The sequence below is a fragment of the Pseudomonas sp. GW822-FHT03F08 genome, from assembly GCF_058801265.1.
Map to the genome: position 1 here is coordinate 284,602 of NZ_JBXANC010000008.1, position 24,759 is coordinate 309,360.

Consider the following 24,759-nt stretch of genomic DNA (forward strand, 5'->3'; position numbering starts at 1 on the left):
TGAGCCGATTTCAATGCCTCGGTGGTTGCCGACCTTGGCGCAGGTGCTGTGCGAAGAGCAGCCCGATGTCTTGCTTCAAAGGATTTACAGGGTCGATGAACCGCAGTCGCTTCGGCCAGTTCATGGTTGGCAAGCCAACATGGTGCTGCCGATGCTCTGCGAGGCCTTGCCGGAACATCGGCCAGCGCTGCTCGCCTTGCAAAGTCTGCATCAACGGGCGGCGCTCGGCTTGTCCGGGCGTCAGGGCGAATGGCGGGCCACGCTCAAACCGGTGTTGCTGGCGCTGTATCGACGGGCCTATGCCTACGACGCGGCGTACACCCAGGCCCATGCCAGTGCGATGACTTACGGACTCGCGCCGAGCAACACCGCCATGATCGCCGAGCACTTCGGCGATGCCGAGGCGTTCGCGGTGTATTACGCGCAACTGAATACCGAAGCCAGTGCCACGGCGTTTGCCCAGGCTCATGCGAGTGCCAATGTGGAGGTTTCGGCCAAAGCATTCGCGACTGACGATGCTGACGCGTACGCGCAGGTGTGCGCGGCGTCGGCGCGGGTGTACGTCTGGGCCTGTGCGCAGACCGACGAGCAGCGGCGCACGCTGTTCAACCATCTCGCAGAAGGTCTGGCCCTGCACCTGGCAACGCTGCAATCCCATTCAACAGGAGAACGACATGAATGACGCACAGCTGCAATTCGACGTGGTGATCAATGCCCAGGGTCAGTATTCCCTGTGGCCGGCGGGCAAGCCGATGGCCAGCGGCTGGAGTGCAGCCGGGATGCGCGGCGAACGCCAGGTCTGCCTGGATTACATCAATCAACACTGGATCGATATGCGACCACGGTCGCTGCGCGAGACCCTGTCGCCGTCGTCGGCGTCGTTCCAATAAAAAAGGTGAGGAAACATGGATCAGTTGGCACTCAAGGCAATCGAGCGCATCGCCGCAGAAAAGCGCGCACCGTATCAGCGCATCACGGTCGACCGGATCACGCCGATCATCGGTGCCGAAATCGGCGGCGTCGATCTTTCGCAACCGCTGAGCGACGATCAGCTCACGGAAATCCGCCGGGCCTTTCTGGAGAACCACGTGCTGGTGTTCCGCGATCAGCATCTGACGGTCGAGGAACACAAGGCGTTTGGCCGGCTGTTCGGCGAACTGCGGGCGTTGCCGGTGGAAGACATCGACGGCGATGACCCGGAACTGGTGGTGATCCGCGCCAATGCGCAATCGCGCTACGTGGCCGGCGAAACCTGGCACACCGACGGCACGGCCGACCTGGCGCCGTCCATGGGTTCGATGTTGTACGTCAAGGAAACCCCGGCCATCGGCACGGGCGGCGATACGTTGTTCGCCAACATGCACCTGGCGATCGAAATGCTCTCGCCGACGATGCAGCAGTTTCTCGGCGAATTGACCGCGATTCACGACGGCGCAATTCCGTGGAAGGGCTATGAGGCACCGGCCAACCTGCCAAAAACCGAACACCCGGTGGTGGTTCGTCACCCGGAAACCGGGCGCAAGTCGCTGTTCGTCAATTCCGGTTTCACATCGCACATCGTGCAGTTGTCCGGTGGCGAAAGTCAGGTGTTGTTGAACATGCTGTTCGACCTGGTGGCTCGGGAGCCGTCTCTCAGCTGCCGCGTACGCTGGGCACCGAACACGCTGGTGTTCTGGGACAACCGCTGCACCCAGCACCACGCGATCTGGGATTATTTCCCGCATTCGCGTTATGGCGAGCGGGTGACGATCCTCGGGACGCAGCCCAAGGCTTGATGGTGCTGAAAAAACCTGTGGGAGCCACTTGCTCCCACAGGTGCTAGACGCCGTGCCGGATCAGTTGCTCGACGATCAACTCACCGAATGCCAGATTGCCGTGCAGCGGGTCATCCACTTCGCAGAACGCCTCACGCTGAAAACCCTGCTCATCATTCGCCGCCTCGCGCACGTCGATCAGCTCGACGCCAAGCCCTCGCAGGCGTTCGATCAGCAATGACTGTGCGGCCATGAACACGCGCGTGTCGGAGAGCTCCGGCACCCGTTGCGGCGGCAGTACGGCGAACACCTTGAGGTTCAGCGCCAAGGCCTGCTCATAGAAAGCCAGCGCAGGGCGGGACAGGGTGTCGATGACCGTCTCGAACAACGGCCCGGCGAGAAAACCGTCGTCGAACTCGCCGTGCGCATTCTGGTAGCAGGTCCAGTTCGGCGCGGTGGCGAGGTAGTGCAGGCTCAGGCCGAGGGTGCTCACCAGCGGCACGCTGACCTTCGCCAGCTGAGGCACTTCGAGCGTGTCGAGGGCCTGGCGATACAGCCGATCCATTTCCCCATCCCGAAAGACCACGTCATTGCGCGCCAGGCTGAAGAAGTCGACGGCGAAGTCCCGACCGGTTCCCAGCGGACCGCCGCCAAAAGGCAGTTCACGAGCCTGCGCTGCCTTGCCGATGACACCAGCATGAGAGTCGCCCAGCAGCAGAAACCTAGGCGTAGTAATCGAGTACGGCGTCTTCACAGACAAGATCCTCGCTGGACACGCTGGTGGAGGGGGAGGTGGTCGGCGCCTGCACCGATTGAACCGCGTCGAGCCCGGCAAAGAACTGCTGCATCACGAACGCCACACCTTCTGGTGTGACTTCCCGCTGGTTGGGCTGGTAGAACGCACCCTTGAACGGCGTGCCGGTGATGATTTCGTAGGACGGGAAATAGTCGACGTCGGGCAGGTCTTCACACAACTGCCCGGCGACGGCGCGCAGGACTGATTTGGAATAGGTCGTCGAGCTCAGCACATGCTGGCCCGTGGCGGTTGCGGTCAAAGGCACCGGTGAAACGGTGAGCAGCAGGCGCAGTTGCGGGTTGATCGAACGCATCAACTCCAGCGCCCTGACCATGTCGCCGTAAGTGTCCATGAAACCGAAGTTGCAGAACCGGTGGAGCAACGGATCGAAAGTGCCACGCACGGTGCCGGGACACACGGGATACACCAGACCGGTCTCGCGATGTTGCCAGGCTTCGGTCAGCCCGAGGGTGAAGACGAACACTTTGGCGCGGCGCAACGCATCGCGGATGGCGTCGAGGGTGGCCTCACGCGACTCGAACAACGCCTGCTCGCTGGCAAATCCGTCAGGCTCCACGGCGGGGCGGAACGGATCGAAGAAACGCCCGTCATGCACCCAGACCTCATCCGGCGGAGCGCTCACGCCCAGCGCCCATTCAAGCCATTGGCACAACATCGCCGGGGTATACAGATTGCCGGTGCGGAACGAAAACACCCCGTAGTTGTGGGCCTTCCAGTCTGCTTCAGGCAACGCGTCGGGGGCGGGTTCCGCATCCAGCCAGTTCATGCCGCGCGCAACCAGCGCCCGGCCGATGTGCTGGGCGAAACAGGAGCCGGCGGTGACGATGGCGTCCTTGTTGCCGATCTCGAATTGCGGTGTCCACAGCTCACCGATGTCCAGCGCGGACTTGTCGGCCACGGCCGTACGCCAGAAGGAACGTGGGGGCAGGCATTGATAGGGATTCACGACGAAAGGCCTCCTTGGCGAGTCGTTGAGCGTAAGGCTCAGCGGATTTGATAGTGATAGATCAGATCGTCGAACCACCGATCACCGATCTGGTAGGCCTGCGGCACACGACGTGCGAACACAAAGCCGCATTTCTCCAGCACCTTGCAGGACGCGATATTACCGTCGGTCACGGTCGACTCCAACGAGTCCAGCCCGATGGATGCGGCATGGTCGATGATTGCCTGCCGCGACTCGGTACCAAAGCCTTTGCCCTGATGTTCCGGCAACAGCAGGCAACCCACCTCGGCATGCCCGGGCGAGAGAATGCGCAGCCCGGTCACGCCCAACTCCTGGCCGCTGGCCCTGTCGGCAACCACCAGGCACAACCAGTGCTCCGATTGCGGCCCCCACGCCGGGAGCCGATGTTCGAAACCTTTGCGAACCTGCTCCTCGGCAATTTCGCCGAACACGTACTGCATGGTCTGCGGCTCGGAGTGCAGCCTGAGGAACAGAGGCCAGTCGGACTCGAGCATCGTGCGCAGGTCCAGTCGATCCGTGGATAGCTCGAGCATCCGCTGCTCCTTGCGAGGATGGAAAAGGGAGAGGGTTTTTTACTGGGTGTGGGGGGAAAGATCAATGCAAAAGCAGGCGTTTACGTAATGACGTTGTTCATGGAATTCCTTTCCGCAAAAACTCGGGTCTGACGACCTTCGAAGACGTTTGATATCTTTTTGATATCAAAAGGCTACTTCAAATGGAGTGATTTTGGAAAGCCATCCCGGGTTTCGCTGACGGTGTCTTGTGCGCGCTGGGCCAGATGGCGTGCTTTATCCGCCACTACGGCCAGGCCTCGAAGGCGCCACTCGTGCGTGGAAATGGTTCCATGAAATAACCTGAAAGTGGATCTCGTGGAGGGGCCAATCAATCCCTAAGATTCTTCTGCAGCCTATGAAAACAGCAGGTTTTTTCATTACTTCAGGAGGGGCTCCCGGAAGGGGGATTCATTGTCATGACGCCAGCCAGCAGCTATCCACTCGCCTGGAAACTCGCGGCCACCATTCTGTCGGTCGCCACGTTATCCGGCTGTGAGCCACCCACCCGGGCGGACTTCATTAAATATCCGACCTTGAGGCAAAAGTGGGCAATGATCTGCGATGCGCGCAGTCATGCAGCGGAAATCAACGTGGAGGGGTGCAAGCATTGGCGCGACTGGCAAGCCGCCAGTCAACAACCGGTACTGGACAATCTGATGAATCAGAATCTGGGTAAATGAACGGTCGCGAAGCGATCTCGGCAACAGTCGGTTTTTGGGCAAACGGTCATCCCGGGGCATTGAAGCGCCCGGGATTTTCGTCGTTACATTAACGCGCTCGTCGAGCCCGGCGCTCAGCCTGCCAACGTCGCGTTATCAATCACAAACCGATACTTCACATCACCCTTGAGCATCCGCTCATAGGACTCATTGATCTGATCCGCGCGAATCAGTTCGATGTCGGACACGATGCCGTGCTCGGCGCAGAAATCCAGCATCTCCTGGGTCTCGGGAATGCCGCCGATCATCGAGCCGGCGATGGTGCGCCGTTTCATGATCAGGTTGAACACGTTCGGCGATGGATGCGGCGAGGCGGGGGCGCCGACCAGTGTCAGGGCGCCGTCACGCTTGAGCAGCACCAGGAACGCATCGAGATCGTGAGGGGCGGCGACGGTGTTGAGGATGAAGTCGAAGCTCTTGGTGTGCGCAGCCATTTCTTCGGGATTGCGCGACACCACCACTTCATCGGCGCCCAGTGCTTTCGCCGCTTCGCGCTTGGACTCGGAGGTGGTGAACGCAACGACGTGCGCACCCATTGCGTGGGCCAGTTTGATGCCCATGTGGCCCAGGCCGCCGATGCCGACTACGCCGATCTTCTTGCCCGGCCCGGCGTTCCACTGACGCAGCGGCGAGTAAGTGGTGATGCCCGCACACAGCAGCGGTGCGACGGCGGCCAGTTGTGCTTCGGGGTGGCGGATGCGCAGCACGTAACGCTCATGCACCACGATGTTTTGCGAGTAGCCGCCGAGCGTCCAGCCGGGGGCGTCCGGGGTCGGGAAGTTGTAGGTGCCGATCATGCTGTCGCAGTAGTTTTCCAGGCCGGTTTCGCAGTCTTCACAGTGTTTGCAGCTGTCGACGATGCAACCGACGCCGACCAGATCGCCGACCTTGTATTCGGAAACATGGGCACCGACCGCCGAAACGCGGCCGACGATTTCGTGTCCCGGTACGCAAGGGAATTGTGTGCCGGCCCACTCGGAGCGCACCTGGTGCAGGTCGGAATGGCAGATGCCGCAGAAAGCGATGTCGATCTGGACGTCATGGGCCGCAGGGGCGCGGCGATTGATCTGGATAGGCTCAAGGGGTTTGTCGCCCGCGTGGGCACCGTAGGCTTGAACTAGCATGGGAACGTCCTCGATGGGGTGGTCGAAGGGCCATCTTCCCGTTCTGCCCCGAAGGCACGTTAGTGCATTTCTATCGATTCCTTGCCTGATCCTGCCCGATAGTCGTCGAACGAAGAGCCTCGCCCGTTCACGGCTGGCACACCAGACTCACACGCTCGTAGTTCACGGACTTGTCGCGCTCCGGCAACGAATAGGCGGCCGTGCATTGCTGACCATTCCATTTGATCAAGAGCGTGGCTGCATCTTCTTCCACCAGCGCCAGCGCTTTGCCGCCGGGGTCTGAAATCGCAATCTGTTTGCCGGCGCGGTCTTCCAGCGCAGCGCCGAACGGGAGGGGTTTGTGTCGAGCATCGAACAGCTCGAATTGCACGCGTCTGCCGCTGGTGCTGGCGTATCGGGCCAGCACCACGGCGCCGCGCCTTGGCACGACTTGTCGGGTCGCGTTGTCGATCTCGATGTCGGCGCCCAGGTCCCGCGTATCGAGGCTGATCCAGTTCACCCGATAAGGTTGCGCATTGGGCACGACGGCAAAGCCGTTGCGCCCGGTTTCGGCACCGCTGTAGCTGCCGATCTTGACACCGGCGACGCCTGGCACTTCAGCCAGCGCGAAGGTTTCACCCACCGTTTGCCCAAGATTGATCCCGCCTCCGTGGGCCACGACGGCACCGGCAAGGTTGAGGTTCTGCGAGGTGTAGCCACGCCCCTGGCTGTAGCCGGCGCTGACGTTGGCCACGGACGTGCGGGTGCTGAGGTTGGCCGAGGCCGAGTTGCCACCGTTGCTGCTGTTGCCGCCTTGCAGCGAGTAATAGGTGTCGCTGTCTTCCGACAGATAACCGTTGATGCCCACCTGCGTGCTGTCGCTGTCCTTCTGCGTGCTGGCCGAGACGAAGGCACGAGGCGCCCGAGGTCTGGAGCCCAGCGGGAATGACAGGGACAGATTGACCAGAGTGTCGTTGTTCGAAGGACCGAAATCACCGACATCCTTGGTGTAGGTGGCGCCGACGTTGTACGTCATCTCGCCCCAGACGTTGCTGTAGCCGGCCGAGAGGCTCTGGGAGCCCCCGCGATTCCAGTAGCGCTGATCGCTGGCGTTGAGATAGACACTGCCAAATTGCTGTTGACGGCCCAGGCTCTGGTTGACGGTCAGGTCGGTACGGGTTTTCGAGTTGGCGCTGCGTCTTGAGCTGTCGGTGCCGAGTTCTTCGACATGCTGGGTGAGCGTCCGATAGCCCTCGGTGGAGTATCGATAGGCGGCGAGGGTGAAGCTGGTGTCGGTCCCGGTGAACGTTTTTGCATACAACGCCCGCAGGCTGTTGCCCTGGGTGGATTGTCCGGGGGTACGGCTGGCCGAGTGGGTAAGGTCGATCGAAACAGCGCCGATACGGGTGTTGCGCCCGGCACCAAGCGCCAGCGCCTGGAAATTGTCCGAGGCCTGGACACCGACGATCCCGGTCAGGTTGCTGCTGATACCGTAAGCCAGCGTGCTGCTGACAAACTGCGGCGACGTCAGCCCCTCGCTGTTGCTGTTGTACTTGCCCGCCGAGACGCTGTACTTCGCCTGACCTTCACGCACCATGATCGGCAGGCTGGAAAACGCCTGCAGCGTGACTCGGCGACGGCCATCGGCTTCGATGATGGTCACTTCCAGGTCGCCGTTGGAGCCGCTGGGATAGATATCGCTGATCTCGAACGGGCCCGGCGGCACGTTGGCGGTGTAGAGGATGTAGTTGTTCTGACGGATCTCCACCGTGGCGCTGGTTTCCGCCACACCACGGATGATCGGCGCGTAGCCGCGTTCGCTGTCCGCGCGCATGCCTTCATCGGAGGCCAGTTTCAGGCCGCGATAACGCACGCTGTCGAACAGGTCTGTGTCGGAGAAAATGTCGCCCGCACTGAATTGCCCCTTCAGCGCCGTCACATCATGCTGCACGAAGCTGCGGTTGCTCTTGAAGGTGCTCGGTTGCCCGGTGGTGCTGCTGAAGTTCGACTCGTTACGCAGCCGCCAGCCGCCCAGGTTGATCCCGTTACGCAATCCCAGGTTATTGGAAAGTGTGGTGCTGTGATCGGAGCTGTTGCGGTTGCTGCTCAACTGATAGTTGATGAAGGCTGCCGAAACACCCTGATCCCACAGCGCCGGGTCGACATACCCGCGCATGCCGCGCTGCATGGCGATTTGCGGCACGCTGACCATCAGGCGCAGCCGACTGACGTCGTAGCGCACAGTGGCTTTGTCGATCAGCTCGGGAAGGTCATGACACGCGTGCGGATCAAGGGGGTCAAGCTTGCCGGTCGCTTCGAGTTTTTTCATGTCGATGCCCAGTTGCTGGAGCATGTCCAGGGTCAGACAGGCCTGGACCTTGCCGTTCTTCGCATTGCGCCGAAAATCGATATCACGACGCCCCACCAACACCTCGTTGCTGTAGAGATCTACCCGGTAATTGCCCGGCAGCACGCTGTTGGCCGACAGCAACAGTTGCAGGTCCACGGACGACTGGGCGCCCTGAAGAAACGCGGTGTTGAATTGGTCGAGCGGTTCTTGCTCAGGCTCGGCGGCGGTCGCAGCGATGGGCAGGCAGGACGCAATGATGATGGCCAGCGTTGGGCTCAAGCGTGATAAGGGAATTGCCAGTTGCCAGCTGTGGTTTACGCCACGATCTTGTCTGTCGCGAGTGAGTAAAAACATGCAATTGACCTATATCACCCCCGGTACGCATGACTGAGCGGAGCGAAGTGAAGTACGGTTGATGTACGACTGATAATTAAACAGGCGCGTTAAGGCGATTCTTTGGCCAGGCTGGCTTTCGTTGTTGAACTTCCAGCCAGTGTTGTGGCGTAACGCTCCTGCGCGCCGTAGTCGTTGATGCTGGTGAACGACAAGTGGGCGGTTTTGATGTTTGTCAGTTGTTGGATGGCGAACTCTTTCTGCTCGCCCGGGGCGATCATCAATGAATCAACTACTTTTTCAGCTGATGTTCCTGATTGCAGTTTTATATCCACCATGGACACGTGGTAGAGACCGGGGTTTTTGATGCTCAGGGCTATTTTTCCTGCCCGTTCCACAAGCGCCCATTGCAGTTCGGTCGGTGCCAGATAAGCGTTGGCGTTCAACCCGGCCGGGCGGAAGAACACTTTGATGCGCTGGCGCACGGCGAGCTGCAGCGTGTTTTGTGCCTTGGCGGCCTGAGGGATCTCCTGGACATTGAGCCAGACCACCGACTCTCTGTCGGACGGCATGCCGGTGCCCTCGTAGATCACCCGCAGCAATTGCTGTTCGTTACCGGTCACCCGGGCCAGCGGCGGGGTCACGGCGAAGGGCACCGAGGCCGTCTCGGACCCGTCGCGGTCGACCCAGGACTGGATAAGTACGTCTTCACCGTTATTGCGCACGGTGATGCCGGCCTCTTTGTGCTTGCCGTCGAACACCAGGCGGGTGGCGCTCAAAGAGATACCGGCGCTGGCCTGGGCAGCCACGAGCAAGCCCAGGAGGCCCAGGCAAAAGGAAAGGGGACGAACCAACATGATCATTACCGATTGATTGCCAAAGAGAGGCGGGGCACCGGGCCCCGCTCCGGGGTCAACGTCTGCGCGGAGTTATTCGTATTGCAGAACGAACGGCAGGGTGGCGTCACCGCGACCGGCGACAACGGTGTCCAGCGGGCCGGTGGTGACGTAGGCAGCCGAGAACTTCAGGGTGGTGCCGCCATCCTGCAGGGTGTTCTCGATGTGGGCGGTGGCGTCCGAAGAGAGATCGATCAGGGCGCCGTTGGCGTCGAGCAGGGCGATACCGATGTTCTTCGCCGCGCCCAGCCCGTCGATCAGTTTCAACACCTTGGTGCCTTCGACGAGGCCCGAGCCGGCGCCTTTTTTCGGTTGGAAGATCATCGACACCTTGGTGCCCTTGTTGCAGGTGATCTTCATGTCGAAGTTTTCGGCGCTGAGCTTACCGCTGCCGATCGGTGCGGCTGCGGTGCCCATGTCCTTGATCGACACTTCACCCATCGGCACGGAAATGGTCTTGTTCAAGTCCGAGCTCTGAACCGAGCAGGCGTCGTTGTTGATGATGCCGGAGAAGTTGATGGTGCCGGAGCCGGCCTTGGTTGGAACGACCGGGTCTGCGGCAAATGCATTGCCGGTGGCGCTCAGGATCGACAGGGTCAAAAATGCCAGGGTGAACTTTTTCATTCTGATTTCCGTATGTGTTTGAAGTGCAGCGTTAAAGTGCGCTGCCACGATACGAAAGCTGTTCAGATGAAAAAATCAGACGATCCTTAGAATCACGAAATGCCCATGAATCAACAGTCGCTGATGACGGTTCGTTAGTTGAAAAGTTTGCGCTCGATGCAGTAAGCCAACAAATCCTGATCACTGCTGACTTCAAGTTTGCGCATTGCGGCGATCTTTTGCGTACTGATGGTCTTGGCACTTCTGTTCTGGCCACGGGCAATGTCGCTGACACTTTGGCCTGCAACAAACAGGCGCAGGATTTCATGCTCCTTGGGTGATAGTCGGGCAAAGCGTTCGTCCAGGTCGGCGGTGGACTCGATCACTGAAACCGGCTCTGGGGTCGCACTGCGGAAGGGCCTGCCACTGGCGACAGCCTTGAGTGCGACTTCGATTTCGTTGTGCAACTGATGTTTCTGGATGACCCCGAGGACGCCCAGCTCATGCAGGCGGGTCAGGATCAGCGGATTGGAGATCATGGTCAGCACCAGGATCTGCACATGGGGAAAGTGCCGCTTCAGGTACTCCACCAGTTTGAGACCATCACCATAGGGGGAGTCCGCAGGCATGTTGAAATCGGTGATGACCAGGTCGACAGGCTGGCTTTCGAGCAGCTTGATCAGCCCGTCCGAACTGATGCTTTCGCCCACGACGCTGAAATGCTCGTCCCGTTCGACGAGTTCGCGCACTCCCAGCAACACGATGGGGTGATCATCCGCGATGACAACGTTGAGTTTTTCCATGACCAGGTGTCCGTAAGGTGTCGTTGGGTAAATAAGGGGGAGGTTACTTGAATGTCGCCAACAACGCGTTCAGGTCTTCAAGAACCTGGTGAACGTCCAGCGTCAGGGCCGGGGTGAGTTTGTGCCCGGTCAGTCGGCATTCCAGCAGGGCGCAGGTCTGGGCGAGGGCGCTGGCCTGAATGACCCCCAGTGAGCCGGCGACGCTGTGGAGTTTTTGTGCCGTGCGGTCAGCCTCTTCCTGGTTCAGCGCTGTGCGGATGTCCTGCATGTCCTGTTGCAGGGTGCTGATAAAGAGCTCCTGCATTTTCGCTGACAATTGCACAGGCGCTTCAGTCGAGGAGGGGGCCTCGACTATCGGAGCGCTGTCGGCATGCGCGGCCACGGGCTTCTTGCAGTGTTTGATCAACTGCGTTCGCAATGTTTGCAGGTTCAGAGGTTTGACCAGCCAGGCGTTCATGCCCACGGCGGCACAACGTTCGCCTTCCTCGCGCAGGGCATTGGCGGTGACACCGATAATGGGCAGGTCCGCGCCGCGTTGGCGCAAGGCTGTGGCCAGTTCATAGCCGTTGATGATCGGCATGTTGACGTCAGTCAGCACCAGGTCGAACAGCCCGGGCAGCCATTGGGCCAGTGCCTGTTCTCCGTTGTCGGCCGCTGTTACCGAACAGCCCAGGGCTTCCAGTTGTTCCTTGATGATCGCCTGATTGATCGGGTTGTCTTCGGCCACCAGGATTCGCAGATTCAGATCGGCCGCTGTTTCGGGCAGTAAAAGTGGCTGGTGAACATCCGCACCGTGCAGCGCACGGCTCACGGCCCGGGCGATTGCGCGGGCATCGTGAGCGTCGACTTCGCGATCCTGCGTGGTGCCCGACGGCGCTTTGCGGGCGCCTGCGGTGGCGATGATCCGTGGGCCGGGCCAGGGGGCTTCATTGCCAATCGGCAGCATATCCACCAACAGCGCCGACGCCGTGGCGGGTTGACTGTCGCCACCCGCGACCCGGGCGTCCGCACCCAGGCGGTTGAGCCAGGCGCAGAGGTGCTGCGCCAGTTCCTGAGCCTGTGCACGGACATAAACCGGTGGAGTTCCCGGCGTGAACTCGGGGCAATCGGCCAGTTCTCCCGGCAGACACTCCAGTGTCAGTTGCAGGGAAAAGCTGCTGCCCAGCCCGGGTTCGCTGACCACTTTGAGCTGGCCGGCCATCAGGTCGCACAGCCACCGGCAGATCGCCAGGCCCAGCCCCGCACCCGCTTCGCTGGAGGCATCGCGGACCTGATAGAACGGATCAAACAACTGCACTTGCTGGGCCTGGGAAATACCGATGCCCGTATCGCTGATCTGCCACTGCAGGCTCACGTCACCGGCGCTGCGCTCCAGCACCCGGACCCGCAGAACGACCCGACCGTTGTCGGTGAACTTGATGGCATTGCTCAACAGATTATTGAGGATTTGCCGAATGCGCAGCGGATCACCGCGAACCCGGTCCGGAAGGCTGGCATCCATGCAGGCGTAGAGTTGCAGCCCCTTGGCTTCGGCGAAGGCACTGTAGGTGCGCAAAGTGTCTTCGGTCAGTTCCAGCGGGCAGAAATCCTGGTCTTCCAGCGTCATTTGCCCGGACTCGATCTTCGACACGTCCAGCACATCACTGATCAACTGGAACAAGGTGGCGGAAGACCGCTGGATGGTATTGAGGTACTGCTGCTGACGCGGTTCCAGCGGGGTCAGCCCCAACAGTTCGAGGGTGCCCAGCACACCGTATAACGGCGTACGGATTTCATGGCTCATCGTCGCCAGAAACCGGGTTTTGGCCGCGTTGGCCGAATCGGCGGCTTTGCGTGCGTCTTCCAGTGCGGCGGCATCTTCGACCAGGCGGGTGACGTCATGGATTGCGCACAGCCAGGCATCCTGTCCCTGATAACGGGTGGAGGTGAAGTCGACATGCAGGTGACGGCCATCGATCTCAAGGTCGGTCTGCCCGGAACGGATGAGATCGTGCTGACGATTGAGTACCGTGATCAGTTTGGTGCTGTCCTGCCATTGCTGGGCGCGGCGATTTTCCAGTAACACGGCATGGTCTCTGCGGCGGATGACGCACAGGCCGGCCGGTGCCGTATCAATGACTGTGCGGCTGAACGCTTCGCTTTCGGCGATGCTTTCGTGGGCCCGGTGGGCAGGCAGCACCACGCGGCGCTTGTACCAGCGATTGAACGCCCGGCCACCGCCAATCCCCGCCAGCAGCAACGCGAACAACGCCAGCAACGGCCACAGGGCGTAGTTGAGGAAGCTTTTCAGGCTGATGACGTAAATCCCCGACCAGTGCCGTTCGCCCGGGCTGGAGACTTTGAACACCAGCCCGTCACGGTTGAAGTTCAGTCCTTCATCAATCTTCAGATCAGGTTTTATCGCACCGATCAGCGCTTCACCGGAGGGGGCGATGAGGGTGAAGTGGTCGTAGATCGACCATTGCATGATGCGTTCGATGTTGTTGACCTGAGCCAGGTTCAACAGTGAAGCGACCACCACCCAGGAGCTGGCGCCCTCGATATGCATCGGGGCCGAAGACAAGTCGATGTTGACGTAACCGAGCACGGACGCCTTGGCGCTGTCACCCTCCGCCGCATTGTATTGCACCCAGTGAACCCGGTTATCCAAGGGCTTTGGGTTGGCATCGTGCAGTCGTTGCAGCAACTGCTTCATTACCCCGACAAACTCCCCGCCCTGTATCTGGCCCTCACCGCGCAGACGCCCGGCGGCGGGCACGGCGATGTCGAAGTTGTCCGGGACGTTGAACAGGACAACTTGCGGTGACTGAAAATGCGAGGCCGACCAGAAGGCGCTGTAGTGATCGGCCAGGTGCGCACCGAGGTTGAAGACTTTCAGGTGCTGACTGGGGGCGATCTTGTGCGGATCGACCTTCACACTGAAGGGCAGGGAAAAGGAATGCTGTTGGCCCCGGTAGATATCAGGCCCCTCGTCAGGCATTGCCTGTTGCAGCGACATGGGGATAACCGTCGAGGTCAACATGCCGCCCTCGGCGCTGTGCGCAGACAGCGTTTCGAGAAAGGCTTCCTGTTCGTGCAGATTCTCCAGCAACCGCGCAAAGTGGAATCGCACCGTGTCGTGCTGCTCTTCGAGCGTGCGCTGCACGCCCCAATAGCTGATTCCGATCAGCAGCATGACGGTTGCGCACAGTACGGTCAGGCCTTTGTTCAGGCGCAGCGAACTGTTGGCCAGTTTGTCGAAAATGGCGTTGGGATGATTCATCGCACGGCCACGCGACCGGTGAGCGCAAAGCGGTTGAGCACTGAGACCTCGAAGCAAGAGACGCTGGAACGCACGTGTCTGAGGGTCAATAGGTGCTAGCCGGACCGTCATGGGTCAACAACTGCTGGAACTGATCCGGGGACACGGCATGGGAGATCAGGAAACCCTGAACCTGAGTGCAGTCGATTTTACGCAACAGAGCAAGCTCTTGCGCGGTTTCCACACCTTCGGCGACCACGGTCAGGCCCAACTGCCGTCCGAGGGCGACAATGCTGGTCAGTGCCTGGGCCAGTTCCTCGTTCTCGTTGCAGCCCTGAACCAGCGCCCGGTCAATCTTCAGCTCGGTAAAAGGCGTCGACACCAGGTTCATGTAGGAGCTGTAACCCTTGCCGAAATCATCCTGAGACAGGCCGAATCCCATGATCCGCAACCGGCAGGCACCGGCGTAGAAGTTGCTGATGTCCTGTGGCACCGAACACTCCATCAGTTCAAAGCAGATTTTTCCCGGTACCCCATGATGGGCGTGCACGAACTCGAGAATCCGGTCGGTCAGGTCATGGCTGTTGAGCAGGTGCGTGGGCAGGTTGATCGACACCGGAATGTCGTACCCCTGATCGCGCCATCGGGCCTGCGCCTCGATCGCCTGACCCAATACGTGCCACAGCAGGTGTTCCTCCAGATTGAAGGCTTTGAGCGCCGGTAGAAACAGGCCCGGCAGCATCAAACCGTGTTCCGGGTGCATCCATCGCACCAGGGCTTCGGCGGCGACGATGCGCCCGTTGGCGAGGGCTTTCTTGGGTTGAAACCAGGCTTGCAGTTGACCATTGCCCAGGGCGTCAAGAATGGCCTGGCGCTCAATGCCCGGAACGGGCAGTGGCTGAGTGGCCTGGCGCAAACCCATGAGCTGGTCGGTCAGGTCGCGCAGGGCCGTGGATTTCACCGGTTTGGAAATCAGTCCGATGACCTTGACCCCCGAATTGCGCGCCACCAGGCTGGCCCCCATCAACATGCGCCGGGAGGTCGCACTCATGATTGCCAGGGCCGGTCGGGCATGCAGGGCGGCCAGCCCCTGGATGAACTGCACGCCATCCATGCCGGGCATGAGCAGGTCGGTCAGTACCAGATCGAATTCACGTCGTTGCAGACGGGCGAGCGCTTCTGCGCCATCGCGTGCCGCTTCGAGATGAAAATCACCCAGTTCGCTGAACAGGTGCTGCAAGTACAAATGCTGGAAGGGATGGTCTTCGACAATCAGGATGCTACAGCGCTTCATGGGCAGCTCTTTCATAAGGCACCAGGTAATTGAACAGGGCTTGCAGCGTGAACGGCTTGACCAGGCAGTGGTTCATGCCGGCGGCCAGGCATTGGGCCGCTTCTCCGCGCAAGGCGTTGGCGGTGGCGCCGATGATGGGAAGGGTGCAGCCCAGGCGACGTAGCTCCCGGGCCAGTTCGTAGCCATTGAGGCGCGGCATGTTGACGTCGCTGAGGATGATGTCGAACGGTCCGTCGCGCCACAGCGACAGCGCCTCTTCGCCATCGGCGGCCAGCACCACGGTGCAGCCGAGTTCCTCCAGTTGATCACGCAGGATCAATTGATTGATGACGTTGTCTTCGGCTACCAGAATGTGCAGGTTCAGCCGTTTCAGCTCCTGTGGATCGGCGTGTGTCGCAGGTTTTGCCACCCACAATCCCTGTGCCAGGCTGACCGCCTGGTGAATGGCGTGCAGGTCGTTGAGATTGACCTTCCAGCCACCGGACATGATCTGCGGCTCGTGGCTGCCGTCACCAGTGGCGAGCACCAGCGGGCCGGTCCATTCGGATTCAAGGCGTTGCTCGAACGCGCCCGGGTGCAACTCGATCAGGATGCTCTGGGAGGACGAACCCTGACGCGGAGGGTGGCCGATCTGCGGGCGCGCGCCCCAGCGTCTTAGCCAGCCGCTGATGACTTCGGCCAGCTCGCGGATCGGCGACACCACGTAGACGATCTCCTGCAGCAATCCTTTCAGATTCGTTTGTACTGCGCTGCCCGAGGGTTCTTCCAGTGGCAGGTCCAGGGAAAAACTGCTGCCCAGTCCCAACTCGCTGACCATGCGGATGCTGCCATTCATCAAGTGGGTCAGGCGCTGACAGATCGGCAGGCCAAGCCCCGTACCGGCCACCACATTGGTGCTGCCGTCGATCTGATAGAAGGGGTTGAAGATCAGCGCCTGATCGTCCTGGGTGACGCCTTTGCCCGTGTCCGAGACCTGCCATTGCAGGCTGGCACGCTCGCCTTCGCGACAGAGCAGCCTGACCCTCAGGACCACCCGCCCGGAGTCGGTGAATTTGACGGCGTTGTTCAGCAGATTATTGAGGATCTGGCGGATTCTCGTGGCGTCACCGATGACCCGTTCCGGCAGTTGCGGGTCCAGGCAGGCATACAACTGCAAGCCTTTGCCCCGTGCCGCGGCGGCATAACCCTGGATCACCTCTTGCACCAGTTGCAGGGTGGAGAACTCGCTCAGTTCCAGCGCCAGTTGCCCGGCTTCGATTTTCGACACGTCCAGCACATCGCAGATCAATTGCAACAGCGTCGCCGATGAACCCTCGATCGCCCGCAGGTAGTCGCGTTGCTGCACATCCAGGGTGGTGCGCGCCAGCAATTCAAGAGTCCCCAGTACGCCATACAGGGGTGTGCGGATTTCGTGGCTCATGGTCGCCAGAAACAACGTCTTCGCATCATTGGCGGCGTCGGCGAGCTGGCGTGCCTGTTGCAACGCTTCTTCGATCTGGGTGCGCGCGCTGATGTCACTGAAGGTGCAGAGCAACACGTCCTCACCCTTGTAGCGGGTGGGCACGCAGCTCAGATACAGATGGCGGCCATCGGCGGTTTCGAAGTAGTCGGTGAGGGGCGATGCTTCGCCATTGAAGGCTCTGCGAATCCATTCGGGACACAGTTGCTCGCGTTCATCGCCCTGGCCCAGCCATTGTTGGGACAGGGTGTTTTCCAGCACCACCTGGCCATCGGTGCGGCGCAAAACACACAGTGCCACCGGGGCTGTCTGGATCACGTCGCGGCTGAACAGTTCGCTTTCGACCACGGCCTGGATGCGGTGGATCGTCGGTTTGATGAAGCGATGCTCCATGCGCCGGATCAGCAGCCATACCAGGCTGATACTCAGCAGGCAGAACAGCAGGGCGCCGATCAGTTGCGATGCCAGCGCAGAGAGCAAGGCCCGCAATTCGATGGAGTACACCAGTTGCCAGTCCGATGACTTGAGTTGCTTGCGAATCACCAGATGGTCGGGCAACCAGCCTTCGCCGACCAGACCAAAGAAGTTTTCACGCTGAAGCTGCAAAAGATTCTGGCTCAAGCGTGTGCTTTGGCTATTGGTGAACAGCAACATGCCCTGGGCGTTAAACATCATGAACTCACCCGCGCTCTGATCGTTCAGCGCGTTGGAGACTTTGCGGCCGTCCATTTCCAGTCCCAGCCAGCCGGAACTCGTGTCGCGCTCGTCGAGGCGAATGAAAATGTACAGCTGTGAATGCCGGGCCGATTGATGTGTCAGCCACAGTTCTTCAAGTGCGGGGGCGTTCTCGCGCTTGAGCGTCTCCAGGCGATTGAGCATGGCCTGGGGAAAGTTCTTTGGCATCGGTGTTGCGGTGTACAGACGCTTGACGTTTGCATCGGTGCCGCTGCTGACGTAGATGAGGTTGACCTGTTTGTCCTCCAGGTAATCACGCATGCGCTGGGTCAGGCCGATACGCCACTGCTTGCCGGGCGTGTTGCCCAGCAGCAGATGAATCTCTTCATCGGAGGCCGGTGGTGTGGTGGCGGGTTTGCGCGTGGCCGACAGGCTGAGGCTTTCGAGCAACGCCTCGCGAGTGGTGAAAAAGGTATGTGCTTCGGCGATGGCGCTGCTCATGTAGCCGCGCCGCCGGGACAGTTCGTTGGTGAAGGTGAATAACAGAAAGTTATAGACCCCGCCGAGGATGCCGATCAGCAACACCAGCGCGAAAATGCGCAACAAGCGCCGCGCCGCATTCGGGGTGGAAAGGATCGGGTTGATTTGATGCAGGTACGACTTCAATCTCATGCCCGCACTGTAGGCAGGCATGAGTTCGATCGATATAAGACGATCCTTAAATGACTACAGATAACTCATGATGAAGGTCACGGCAGTGTTCGCCGTGCCCGCTTTCAACGTGCCTTCGGCGAGGCGGTAGTAGGACGCGGACAAGGGAATCCTGAAGTCGGTGTCGGTGGTGTTGAAGCCGTTGAACGGGTAATTGGTGTCCAGTGCGATAGGTTGCCCCGCATCGTTCATCAACTGCAGGCCGATGCCTTTGGCTGTGGACTCGGCATTCAGCGCCACGATGCCTTTCTTCGAGTCGATGACAGTGGTGGTGGCCTTGAGTTGATAGGTCACTTTCTTGATGCCGCGCTGGCACTGGTTCAAGGCAATGTTGTATTTGATCACGCGCGGTGTCGCGCCGCTCTTTTCGAACTCTTCCAGACGGTAGTCGTCACCCATCGCCACCGGCACGGACGGGGTCTGGCAGGAGGCGGTATTCAAGTGAATCGGGTTGAGCAGGTTGAACTTGATGAACACCAGATCACTGACTTGCAGGTTGCCGAGAAAGCCGGCGGCAATCTCGTTTTTCGGCGACAGTTCGCCGGATTTGAAGATCTCCAGCGTGTAGTTCCCGCCATTGGTGGTGTAAGTGCCTGAGCCGATATTGAACGGCGGAGGCATGTAGGTGATGTTCGGGTTGGGGGTGCCGACACGAAATGAAAGTCCGGTCTTGCCCAGGGGATAGGTCGCGTCGACGGGCGCTCCCAGAGCAGGGTTCACGGCGAATCCGTAGCGTGTGGCCGCCGTGCAGGTAAAGATGTGCTCCGCCGCATTGAGCGATTGCTGGTAGATGATGGTGCCAATGGGCGCGTCCTGGGGGACCGTCAAACTGTCCGCCCCCACGTTGGCGCCGAAATTCAGGGTCACTGTCGTGTTGTGTTTATCCGAATAGGTAAACGCACAGTTCGCGGCCATGGCGCCCGAACCCCAGACGAGCGCCATGACGCAGGCAATGTTTGAAAAAACGCGCATTCGTCGCTGTTTGTCGGGTCGTTCCATATTGACGGCGCCACACGGTGATAGAGGAGCCACGCACTCTAGTGGCCGTGGACAGCGCCGGACATCAGGCGATTCCTAGTTTGCCGGGGCAGGTACGCTGATTTGCTGGACTTATGTGATTTTGATATCAGTGCTATCCAATTAGTGCCGTTTATCAATCAATCGTCGAAGGGTAGTTTGCCTCTCCATACCGTATTGATGGAAAGGAGAGGCAAATGATGCGAACCACGATGAAGGCCGGGGTGCTGGCCGCGATGATCGGAATGTCAGGCGCTGAGGTCGAGGCGGCGGATTACCGGCAGAACCCGTTCACCTTGACTTACGGTGGCGCGATCACCCGCAACGAGCCGGGCAAGGTCAACATTCATCCGGTGACCTACACGCTCAATGGCCTGGCCATTTCCGCCAACGTTTACACCCCCGCGAACTACGACCCGGCCCGGCACTATCCCGCCGTTGTCGTCGCGCACCCCAATGGTGGGGTGAAAGAACAGGTCGCCGGTCTTTATGCTCAGCGTCTGGCCGATCAGGGCTACATCACGATCACGGCGGATGCCGCTTATCAAGGCGCGAGCGGGGGAGAACCACGCAACATCGACAAACCGGCCAACCGCGTCGAAGACATTCACGGCATGGCCGACTTCATCGCCAGCTACCCCGGCGTCGACAGTGCTCATCTGGGTTTGCTCGGCATCTGCGGCGGTGGCGGTTACTCGTTGAAGGCTGCGCAGACCGACAAACGCTTCCGCTCGATTGCCACGGTGAGCATGTTCAATTCCGGGCTGGTGCGCCGCAACGGTTATCAGGACTCGCAACTCGACACGATCCAGCAACGCTTGCAGCAAGCCTCGGCCGCCCGCGCCCAAGAAGCCGCCGGCGGGGAGATCCAATACGTCGGCGATGCCAAATTGACCGATGAGCAGATCGCCAAATTGCCGTTCGACCTGTACCGCCAGGGCTTCGAGTATTACGGCAAGACCCACGCGCATCCCAACTCGACCTTTCGTTACACCCTCAGCAGCCTGCTGGACCTGATGAGTTTCGATGCGACGGACCAGATCGAGCTGATCGACAAGCCGTTGCTGATGATCGCTGGCAGCAAGGCCGACAGCCTGTACATGTCGGAGCAGGCCTTCGCCAAGGCCACCGGGACCCAGGACAAGACCCTGTTCAAAATCGAGGGTGCCACGCACATCGAAACCTATTGGGTGCCGGCCTACGTCGATGTCGCCATGGCGCAGTTGACGGCGTTCTACGCCCGAACCCTCTGATTCGAAGGAAGCCATCCATGAACAAAACCTTGTTGGGCCTCGCCATGTGCGCGGCCACACCTTTTGCCAGCGCTGCTGAAGTCGCGGGCGGCGGCAGTGAGCCGTTGAACGCGCAGCAGATCCGACGTGCGGGTTCTCAGGCTTCATTCGTGGGGCCTGAAGATTATTTCTCCGGTCGGGTGCGCGTCGATCCACTGTTCAACGACACGGGTGAAATCAATGCGTCCGGCGCTTACGTGACTTTTGAGTCGGGCGCTCGTTCGGCCTGGCACACCCATCCTGCCGGTCAACGATTGGTGGTGATTTCCGGTGTCGGGCAGACCCAGGAGTGGGGCAAGCCTGTGCAGGACATTCACCCGGGCGATGTGATCGTCTGCCCGCCGGGCGTCAAGCATTGGCATGGCGCCGCGCCCAACAGCACCATGACCCATCTGGCGGTGACCGGCTCCGTGAACGGCAAGAATGTGGAGTGGCTGGAGAAAGTCGCCGAAGACCGGCCGGTTCCGCCGGCAGCACCGACAGAAGTCGCGGTCTCCGAAGTGCTCTCCGCGAGGCAGCAGGCGATCGTGCCGATTGGCGCGGCCATGGCCAGCAGCAACATGCCGCGTCTCAACGCCGCTTTGAACGAAGGGCTGGATGCCGGGCTGACGGTCAGCGAGGCAAAGGAAATTCTGGTGCAGTTGTATGCCTACGCCGGTTTTCCACGCAGCCTCAATGCGCTCGGCGAATTGATGAAAGTGGTCGAGGCGCGCAAGCATCGCGGCCTCCACGATGAGCCTGGGCGCGAACCCGGTCACGCCGTGGCGACAGGCGACGCCTTGCTGGCCGTGGGCAAGGCCAATCAGACCCGTATCGCCGGGGCGCCGGTTCAGGGGCCGTTGTTCGACTTCGCGCCGGTCATCAACCAGTTCCTGCAGACGCACCTGTTCGGCGATATCTTCGAACGCGACAACCTGGACTGGCAAAGCCGCGAACTGGCGACGGTTTCAGCCCTGGCGGCTACGCCCGGCGCCGAATCGCAGCTGCGTTCGCATATTGCGGCCAGCCTGCGGGTGGGATTGAGCAGCGCGCAATTGCGTCAGTTGACGCAGGTGCTGACGCAACACGGAGAAGTCGAAGCGGCGGGGCGCGCCAGCGAAGCACTGGAAAAACACCTGGCCCAACCCTGAGCAGCATCAGCCTCCGTAGCGCAACGCATCACGCAGCAGGGTGAAGGCGGGTGAGCTCTGGCGTCGGCTGGGGTAGTAGAGGTGATAGCCGGAAAACGGCTCGCACCAGTCGGCAAGTACCCGAATCAGCCGGCCCTGCGCGACATGCTCCTGCACCAGGTCTTCCGGCATGTAGGCCAGCCCCAGTCCCTGGAGCGCGGATTGCAGGCGCATGGCAATGTTGTTGAACACCAGTTGCCCCTCGACTCGCACATTCAGGGCTTGCCCGTCCTTCTCGAACTCCCACAGCAGCAGGCTGCCATGGGTCGGCATGCGCAGGGTGATGCAGTTGTGTTCCATGAGATCGGGTGGAATCAGCGGTTTGCGATGGCGGGCGAAGTACGCCGGGGAGCCGACCACCGCCATGCGCATGTCCGGCCCGATGCGCATTGCGATCATGTCCTTGGCCACCTGTTCGCCCAGCCGCACGCCGGCGTCGAAGCCTTCGGCGACGATGTCGGTCAGGCCGTAGTCGACGATGATCTCGACATTCAGGTCGGGGTTGTCAGGCATCAACTGTGTGAGGACGGGTTGCAGGATCGTGATCGCGGAATGCTCGCCAGCGGTGATGCGCAGTTTGCCGGCCGGTTTGTCGCGAAACTCGCTGAGCAATGCCAGTTCGTGATCGATTTCTTCGAACCGCGGCGCGATCACTCGCAACAGATGCTCGCCGGCCTGGGTCGGGGAAACACTGCGGGTGGTGCGCGCGAGCAAACGCACGCCCAGACGCTCCTCCAGTTGACGCATCGCCCGGCTCAAGGCCGGTTGCGACATGCCCAGTTTTGCCGCCGCACGGGTGAAGCTGCGTTCTTGCGCCACCGCCGAAAAGATTGCGAGCAGGTCGTAGCTTTCAACGGACATTGATGCGCCCCTGTTATGAACTGCTGGCGATTATGCCATCAGCCATAACAATCAGCCGACCTTAAAAACGTGCGCGACAGTTCGGGGCAGATCGATTTTTTACGCATTCTTTACGGTGGAGGATTTTGTTCGCATCGATACTGGCCGCGTTTTTTTGACCGCACCGCAGCCTTGTATGCCTGAAGGCCCCGGTCAGCGTATTGCCCAAGGATGGCATGCCACTTCTTCCCGCCGTTCGAGAGCCGCGACCCTTGAGTAAAAACAACGAAAATTCCCCGTCCAAATCCTCAGGCGCAGCCATGCTGGTTGCGGCTGTCGGTGTGGTTTACGGGGATATCGGCACCAGCCCCCTCTACACCCTCAAAGAAGTCTTTTCCGGCCACTACGGCGTGCAGCTCAATCACGACGGTGTGCTGGGCATTCTGTCGCTGATTTTCTGGTCGCTGATCTGGGTGGTCTCGATCAAGTACGTGCTGTTCATCCTGCGGGCCAACAACCAGGGTGAGGGCGGCATCATGGCGTTGACGGCATTGGCCCGTCGCGCGTCGGCGCCTTACCCGAACATGAGCAAAGTGCTGGTGTTGCTCGGACTGTTCGGTGCGGCGTTGTTCTACGGCGACAGCATGATCACCCCGGCGATCTCGGTACTCTCGGCGGTCGAAGGGCTGGAGCTGGCGTTCGACGGCATCGAGCACTGGGTGGTGCCGCTGTCGGTGGTGGTGCTGGTGGCGCTGTTTCTGATCCAGAAACACGGCACGGCGCGGATCGGCATCCTGTTCGGCCCGGTCATGGTGCTGTGGTTCGTGGTGCTGGGCGCGCTCGGGGTCTACGGCATTTTGCAGCGTCCCGAGGTGTTGCAGGCGCTGAACCCGATCTGGGCGGTGCGCTTCTTTACGGTCCATCCGGGCATGGGCGTGGCGATTCTGGGCGCGGTCGTCCTGTCGTTGACCGGTGCGGAAGCCTTGTACGCCGACATGGGCCACTTCGGTCGCAAACCGATTGCCCGTGCCTGGTTCATGTTGGTCCTGCCCGGTCTGGTCCTGAATTACTTTGGTCAGGGCGCATTGATCCTCGGCAACCCGGAAGCGGTGCGTAACCCGTTCTATCTGCTGGCCCCGGAATGGGCGCTGCTGCCGATGGTCGCGCTTTCCACGCTGGCGACGATCATTGCTTCGCAAGCGGTGATTTCCGGTGCGTTCTCCTTGACGCGCCAGGCCATCCAGCTGGGCTACGTTCCGCGCATGTTCATCCAGCACACCTCAAGCCAGGAGCAGGGCCAGATCTACATCGGCACCGTCAACTGGGCCTTGATGGTCGGCGTTGTGCTGCTGGTGATCGGTTTCGAATCCTCCAGCGCCCTGGCTGCCGCTTATGGCGTGGCGGTGACGGGCACCATGTTGATCACTACCCTCCTGTCCGCTGCCGTCGTCCTGTTGCTGTGGAAGACGCCGCGCTGGCTGGCGATCCCGATGTTGTTCGGTTTTCTATTGGTGGATAGCCTGTACTTCGCGGCCAACGCGCCGAAGATCCTGCAGGGCGGTGCGTTCCCGGTGATCGCCGGTATCGGTCTGTTCTTCCTGATGACCACCTGGAAACGCGGGCGCAAGATCATCGTCGAGCGGCTGGATGAAACCGCGTTGCCGCTGCCGTTGTTCATCAGCAGCATTCGTGCGCAACCGCCTCATCGCGTGCAGGGCACGGCGGTGTTCCTGACGGCGCGGGCCGACGCGGTTCCCCACGCGCTGCTGCACAACCTGTTGCATAACCAGGTGCTGCATGAGCAGGTGGTGCTGTTGACCGTGGTGTCCGAAGACAGCCCGCGGGTGCCGGTGGATCGTCGTTTCGAAGTCGAGTCCTATGGCGATGGCTTCTTCCGGGTGAACCTGCATTTCGGCTTTACCGAAGAGCCGGATGTGCCGCTGGCGCTGAGCCTTTGTCACTTGGCCGAACTGGATTTCAGCCCGATGCGTACCACGTATTTCCTGAGTCGTGAAACGGTCATCCCGACCAATCGCATCGGCATGGCCAAGTGGCGCGAGTACCTGTTCGCGTTCCTGCTCAAGAATGCCAACAGCAACCTGAAGTACTTCAAGTTGCCGTTGAACAGGGTCATCGAGTTGGGGACGCAGGTCGAAATGTAA

At 60.5% G+C, this 24,759-nt stretch carries 20 protein-coding genes; 7 read left to right on the top strand and 13 right to left on the bottom strand.

The features are described 5' to 3' along the window. The first annotated feature begins 13 nt into the window (after nucleotides 1-13). The 3 genes from AC1RME_RS21400 to AC1RME_RS21410 are packed head-to-tail and all read left to right on the top strand — an operon-like array spanning nucleotide 14 to nucleotide 1,775. Nucleotides 14-682, top strand: coding sequence for a hypothetical protein (locus AC1RME_RS21400; RefSeq protein ID WP_096820613.1), 669 nt, complete (start codon nucleotides 14-16; stop codon nucleotides 680-682). Beyond that, nucleotides 675-890: an MbtH family protein gene (locus AC1RME_RS21405; protein WP_096820614.1), complete on the top strand. Its 216-nt coding sequence runs from the start codon at nucleotides 675-677 to the stop codon at nucleotides 888-890. Before AC1RME_RS21400 ends, AC1RME_RS21405 begins: the two co-directional genes overlap by 8 nt. Before the next feature lie 15 nt (nucleotides 891-905). After that, on the top strand, nucleotides 906-1,775 hold the full coding sequence (locus tag AC1RME_RS21410) for a TauD/TfdA dioxygenase family protein (protein WP_096820615.1): 870 nt from the start codon (nucleotides 906-908) through the stop codon (nucleotides 1,773-1,775). A 43-nt stretch (nucleotides 1,776-1,818) separates the two neighbouring features. On the opposite strand, the gene AC1RME_RS21415 is transcribed toward AC1RME_RS21410, so the two are convergent. Genes AC1RME_RS21415 through AC1RME_RS21425 form a run of 3 tightly spaced genes read right to left on the bottom strand, consistent with a single transcriptional unit; the run spans nucleotide 1,819 to nucleotide 4,071 of the window. Then, entirely contained in the window at nucleotides 1,819-2,508 is a 690-nt protein-coding gene (locus tag AC1RME_RS21415) for a hypothetical protein (RefSeq protein ID WP_096820616.1), read from the bottom strand. Beyond that, nucleotides 2,477-3,517, bottom strand: coding sequence for a GSCFA domain-containing protein (locus AC1RME_RS21420; RefSeq protein WP_096820617.1), 1,041 nt, complete (start codon nucleotides 3,515-3,517; stop codon nucleotides 2,477-2,479). Before AC1RME_RS21420 ends, AC1RME_RS21415 begins: the two co-directional genes overlap by 32 nt. Before the next feature lie 38 nt (nucleotides 3,518-3,555). Further along, nucleotides 3,556-4,071, bottom strand: coding sequence for a GNAT family N-acetyltransferase (locus AC1RME_RS21425; protein WP_096820618.1), 516 nt, complete (start codon nucleotides 4,069-4,071; stop codon nucleotides 3,556-3,558). Between the two features lie 437 nt (nucleotides 4,072-4,508). On the opposite strand from AC1RME_RS21425, the gene AC1RME_RS21430 reads away from it, so the two are divergent. Next, nucleotides 4,509-4,772, top strand: a complete 264-nt coding sequence (locus AC1RME_RS21430; RefSeq protein WP_096820619.1) for a hypothetical protein — start codon at nucleotides 4,509-4,511, stop codon at nucleotides 4,770-4,772. 113 nt (nucleotides 4,773-4,885) lie between these two features. Here AC1RME_RS21430 and AC1RME_RS21435 read toward each other — a convergent pair whose 3' ends face one another. From AC1RME_RS21435 to AC1RME_RS21475, 9 genes are all read right to left on the bottom strand, one after another. Then, a complete protein-coding gene (locus AC1RME_RS21435; protein WP_096820620.1) occupies nucleotides 4,886-5,935 on the bottom strand; it encodes an NAD(P)-dependent alcohol dehydrogenase in 1,050 nt (349 codons plus the stop codon). A gap of 127 nt (nucleotides 5,936-6,062) precedes the next feature. After that, entirely contained in the window at nucleotides 6,063-8,618 is a 2,556-nt protein-coding gene (locus AC1RME_RS21440; protein ID WP_096820621.1) for a fimbria/pilus outer membrane usher protein, read from the bottom strand. A gap of 89 nt (nucleotides 8,619-8,707) precedes the next feature. Next, nucleotides 8,708-9,454, bottom strand: coding sequence for a fimbrial biogenesis chaperone (locus tag AC1RME_RS21445; protein WP_096820713.1), 747 nt, complete (start codon nucleotides 9,452-9,454; stop codon nucleotides 8,708-8,710). 72 nt (nucleotides 9,455-9,526) lie between these two features. Beyond that, entirely contained in the window at nucleotides 9,527-10,117 is a 591-nt protein-coding gene (locus AC1RME_RS21450; RefSeq protein ID WP_096820622.1) for a fimbrial protein, read from the bottom strand. A 134-nt stretch (nucleotides 10,118-10,251) separates the two neighbouring features. Further along, nucleotides 10,252-10,899, bottom strand: coding sequence for a response regulator (locus AC1RME_RS21455; protein WP_096820623.1), 648 nt, complete (start codon nucleotides 10,897-10,899; stop codon nucleotides 10,252-10,254). Nucleotides 10,900-10,942: 43 nt separating this feature from the next. After that, a complete protein-coding gene (locus AC1RME_RS21460; protein ID WP_096820624.1) occupies nucleotides 10,943-14,161 on the bottom strand; it encodes a hybrid sensor histidine kinase/response regulator in 3,219 nt (1,072 codons plus the stop codon). Between the two features lie 85 nt (nucleotides 14,162-14,246). Beyond that, nucleotides 14,247-15,434 (bottom strand): response regulator cyclic di-GMP phosphodiesterase PvrR, encoded by a 1,188-nt coding sequence (pvrR, locus tag AC1RME_RS21465; protein ID WP_096820625.1) that lies wholly within the window; start codon nucleotides 15,432-15,434, stop codon nucleotides 14,247-14,249. Then, nucleotides 15,421-18,240, bottom strand: coding sequence for an ATP-binding protein (locus AC1RME_RS21470; RefSeq protein WP_096820714.1), 2,820 nt, complete (start codon nucleotides 18,238-18,240; stop codon nucleotides 15,421-15,423). Before AC1RME_RS21470 ends, pvrR begins: the two co-directional genes overlap by 14 nt. A 54-nt stretch (nucleotides 18,241-18,294) precedes the next feature. Further along, entirely contained in the window at nucleotides 18,295-19,251 is a 957-nt protein-coding gene (locus AC1RME_RS21475) for a fimbrial protein (protein ID WP_255261917.1), read from the bottom strand. 242 nt (nucleotides 19,252-19,493) lie between these two features. On the opposite strand from AC1RME_RS21475, the gene AC1RME_RS21480 reads away from it, so the two are divergent. Both AC1RME_RS21480 and AC1RME_RS21485 read left to right on the top strand, forming a co-directional pair. Next, nucleotides 19,494-20,549 carry an alpha/beta hydrolase gene (locus tag AC1RME_RS21480; protein WP_096820626.1) on the top strand — a complete coding sequence of 352 codons (1,056 nt, stop codon included), beginning with the start codon at nucleotides 19,494-19,496 and terminating at the stop codon, nucleotides 20,547-20,549. Between the two features lie 17 nt (nucleotides 20,550-20,566). Next, complete coding sequence (locus AC1RME_RS21485; RefSeq protein WP_096820627.1) at nucleotides 20,567-21,718, top strand: (R)-mandelonitrile lyase; 1,152 nt, start codon at nucleotides 20,567-20,569, stop codon at nucleotides 21,716-21,718. 6 nt (nucleotides 21,719-21,724) lie between these two features. Here the strand turns inward: AC1RME_RS21485 and AC1RME_RS21490 are convergent, their stop codons facing one another. Further along, the gene (locus AC1RME_RS21490) at nucleotides 21,725-22,618 is read right to left on the bottom strand and encodes a LysR family transcriptional regulator (RefSeq protein ID WP_096820628.1); all 894 of its coding nucleotides are present in this window, start codon (nucleotides 22,616-22,618) and stop codon (nucleotides 21,725-21,727) included. Nucleotides 22,619-22,833: 215 nt separating this feature from the next. Between AC1RME_RS21490 and AC1RME_RS21495 the strand changes: the two genes are divergently transcribed. Then, nucleotides 22,834-24,759 (top strand): potassium transporter Kup, encoded by a 1,926-nt coding sequence (locus AC1RME_RS21495; protein WP_425220386.1) that lies wholly within the window; start codon nucleotides 22,834-22,836, stop codon nucleotides 24,757-24,759.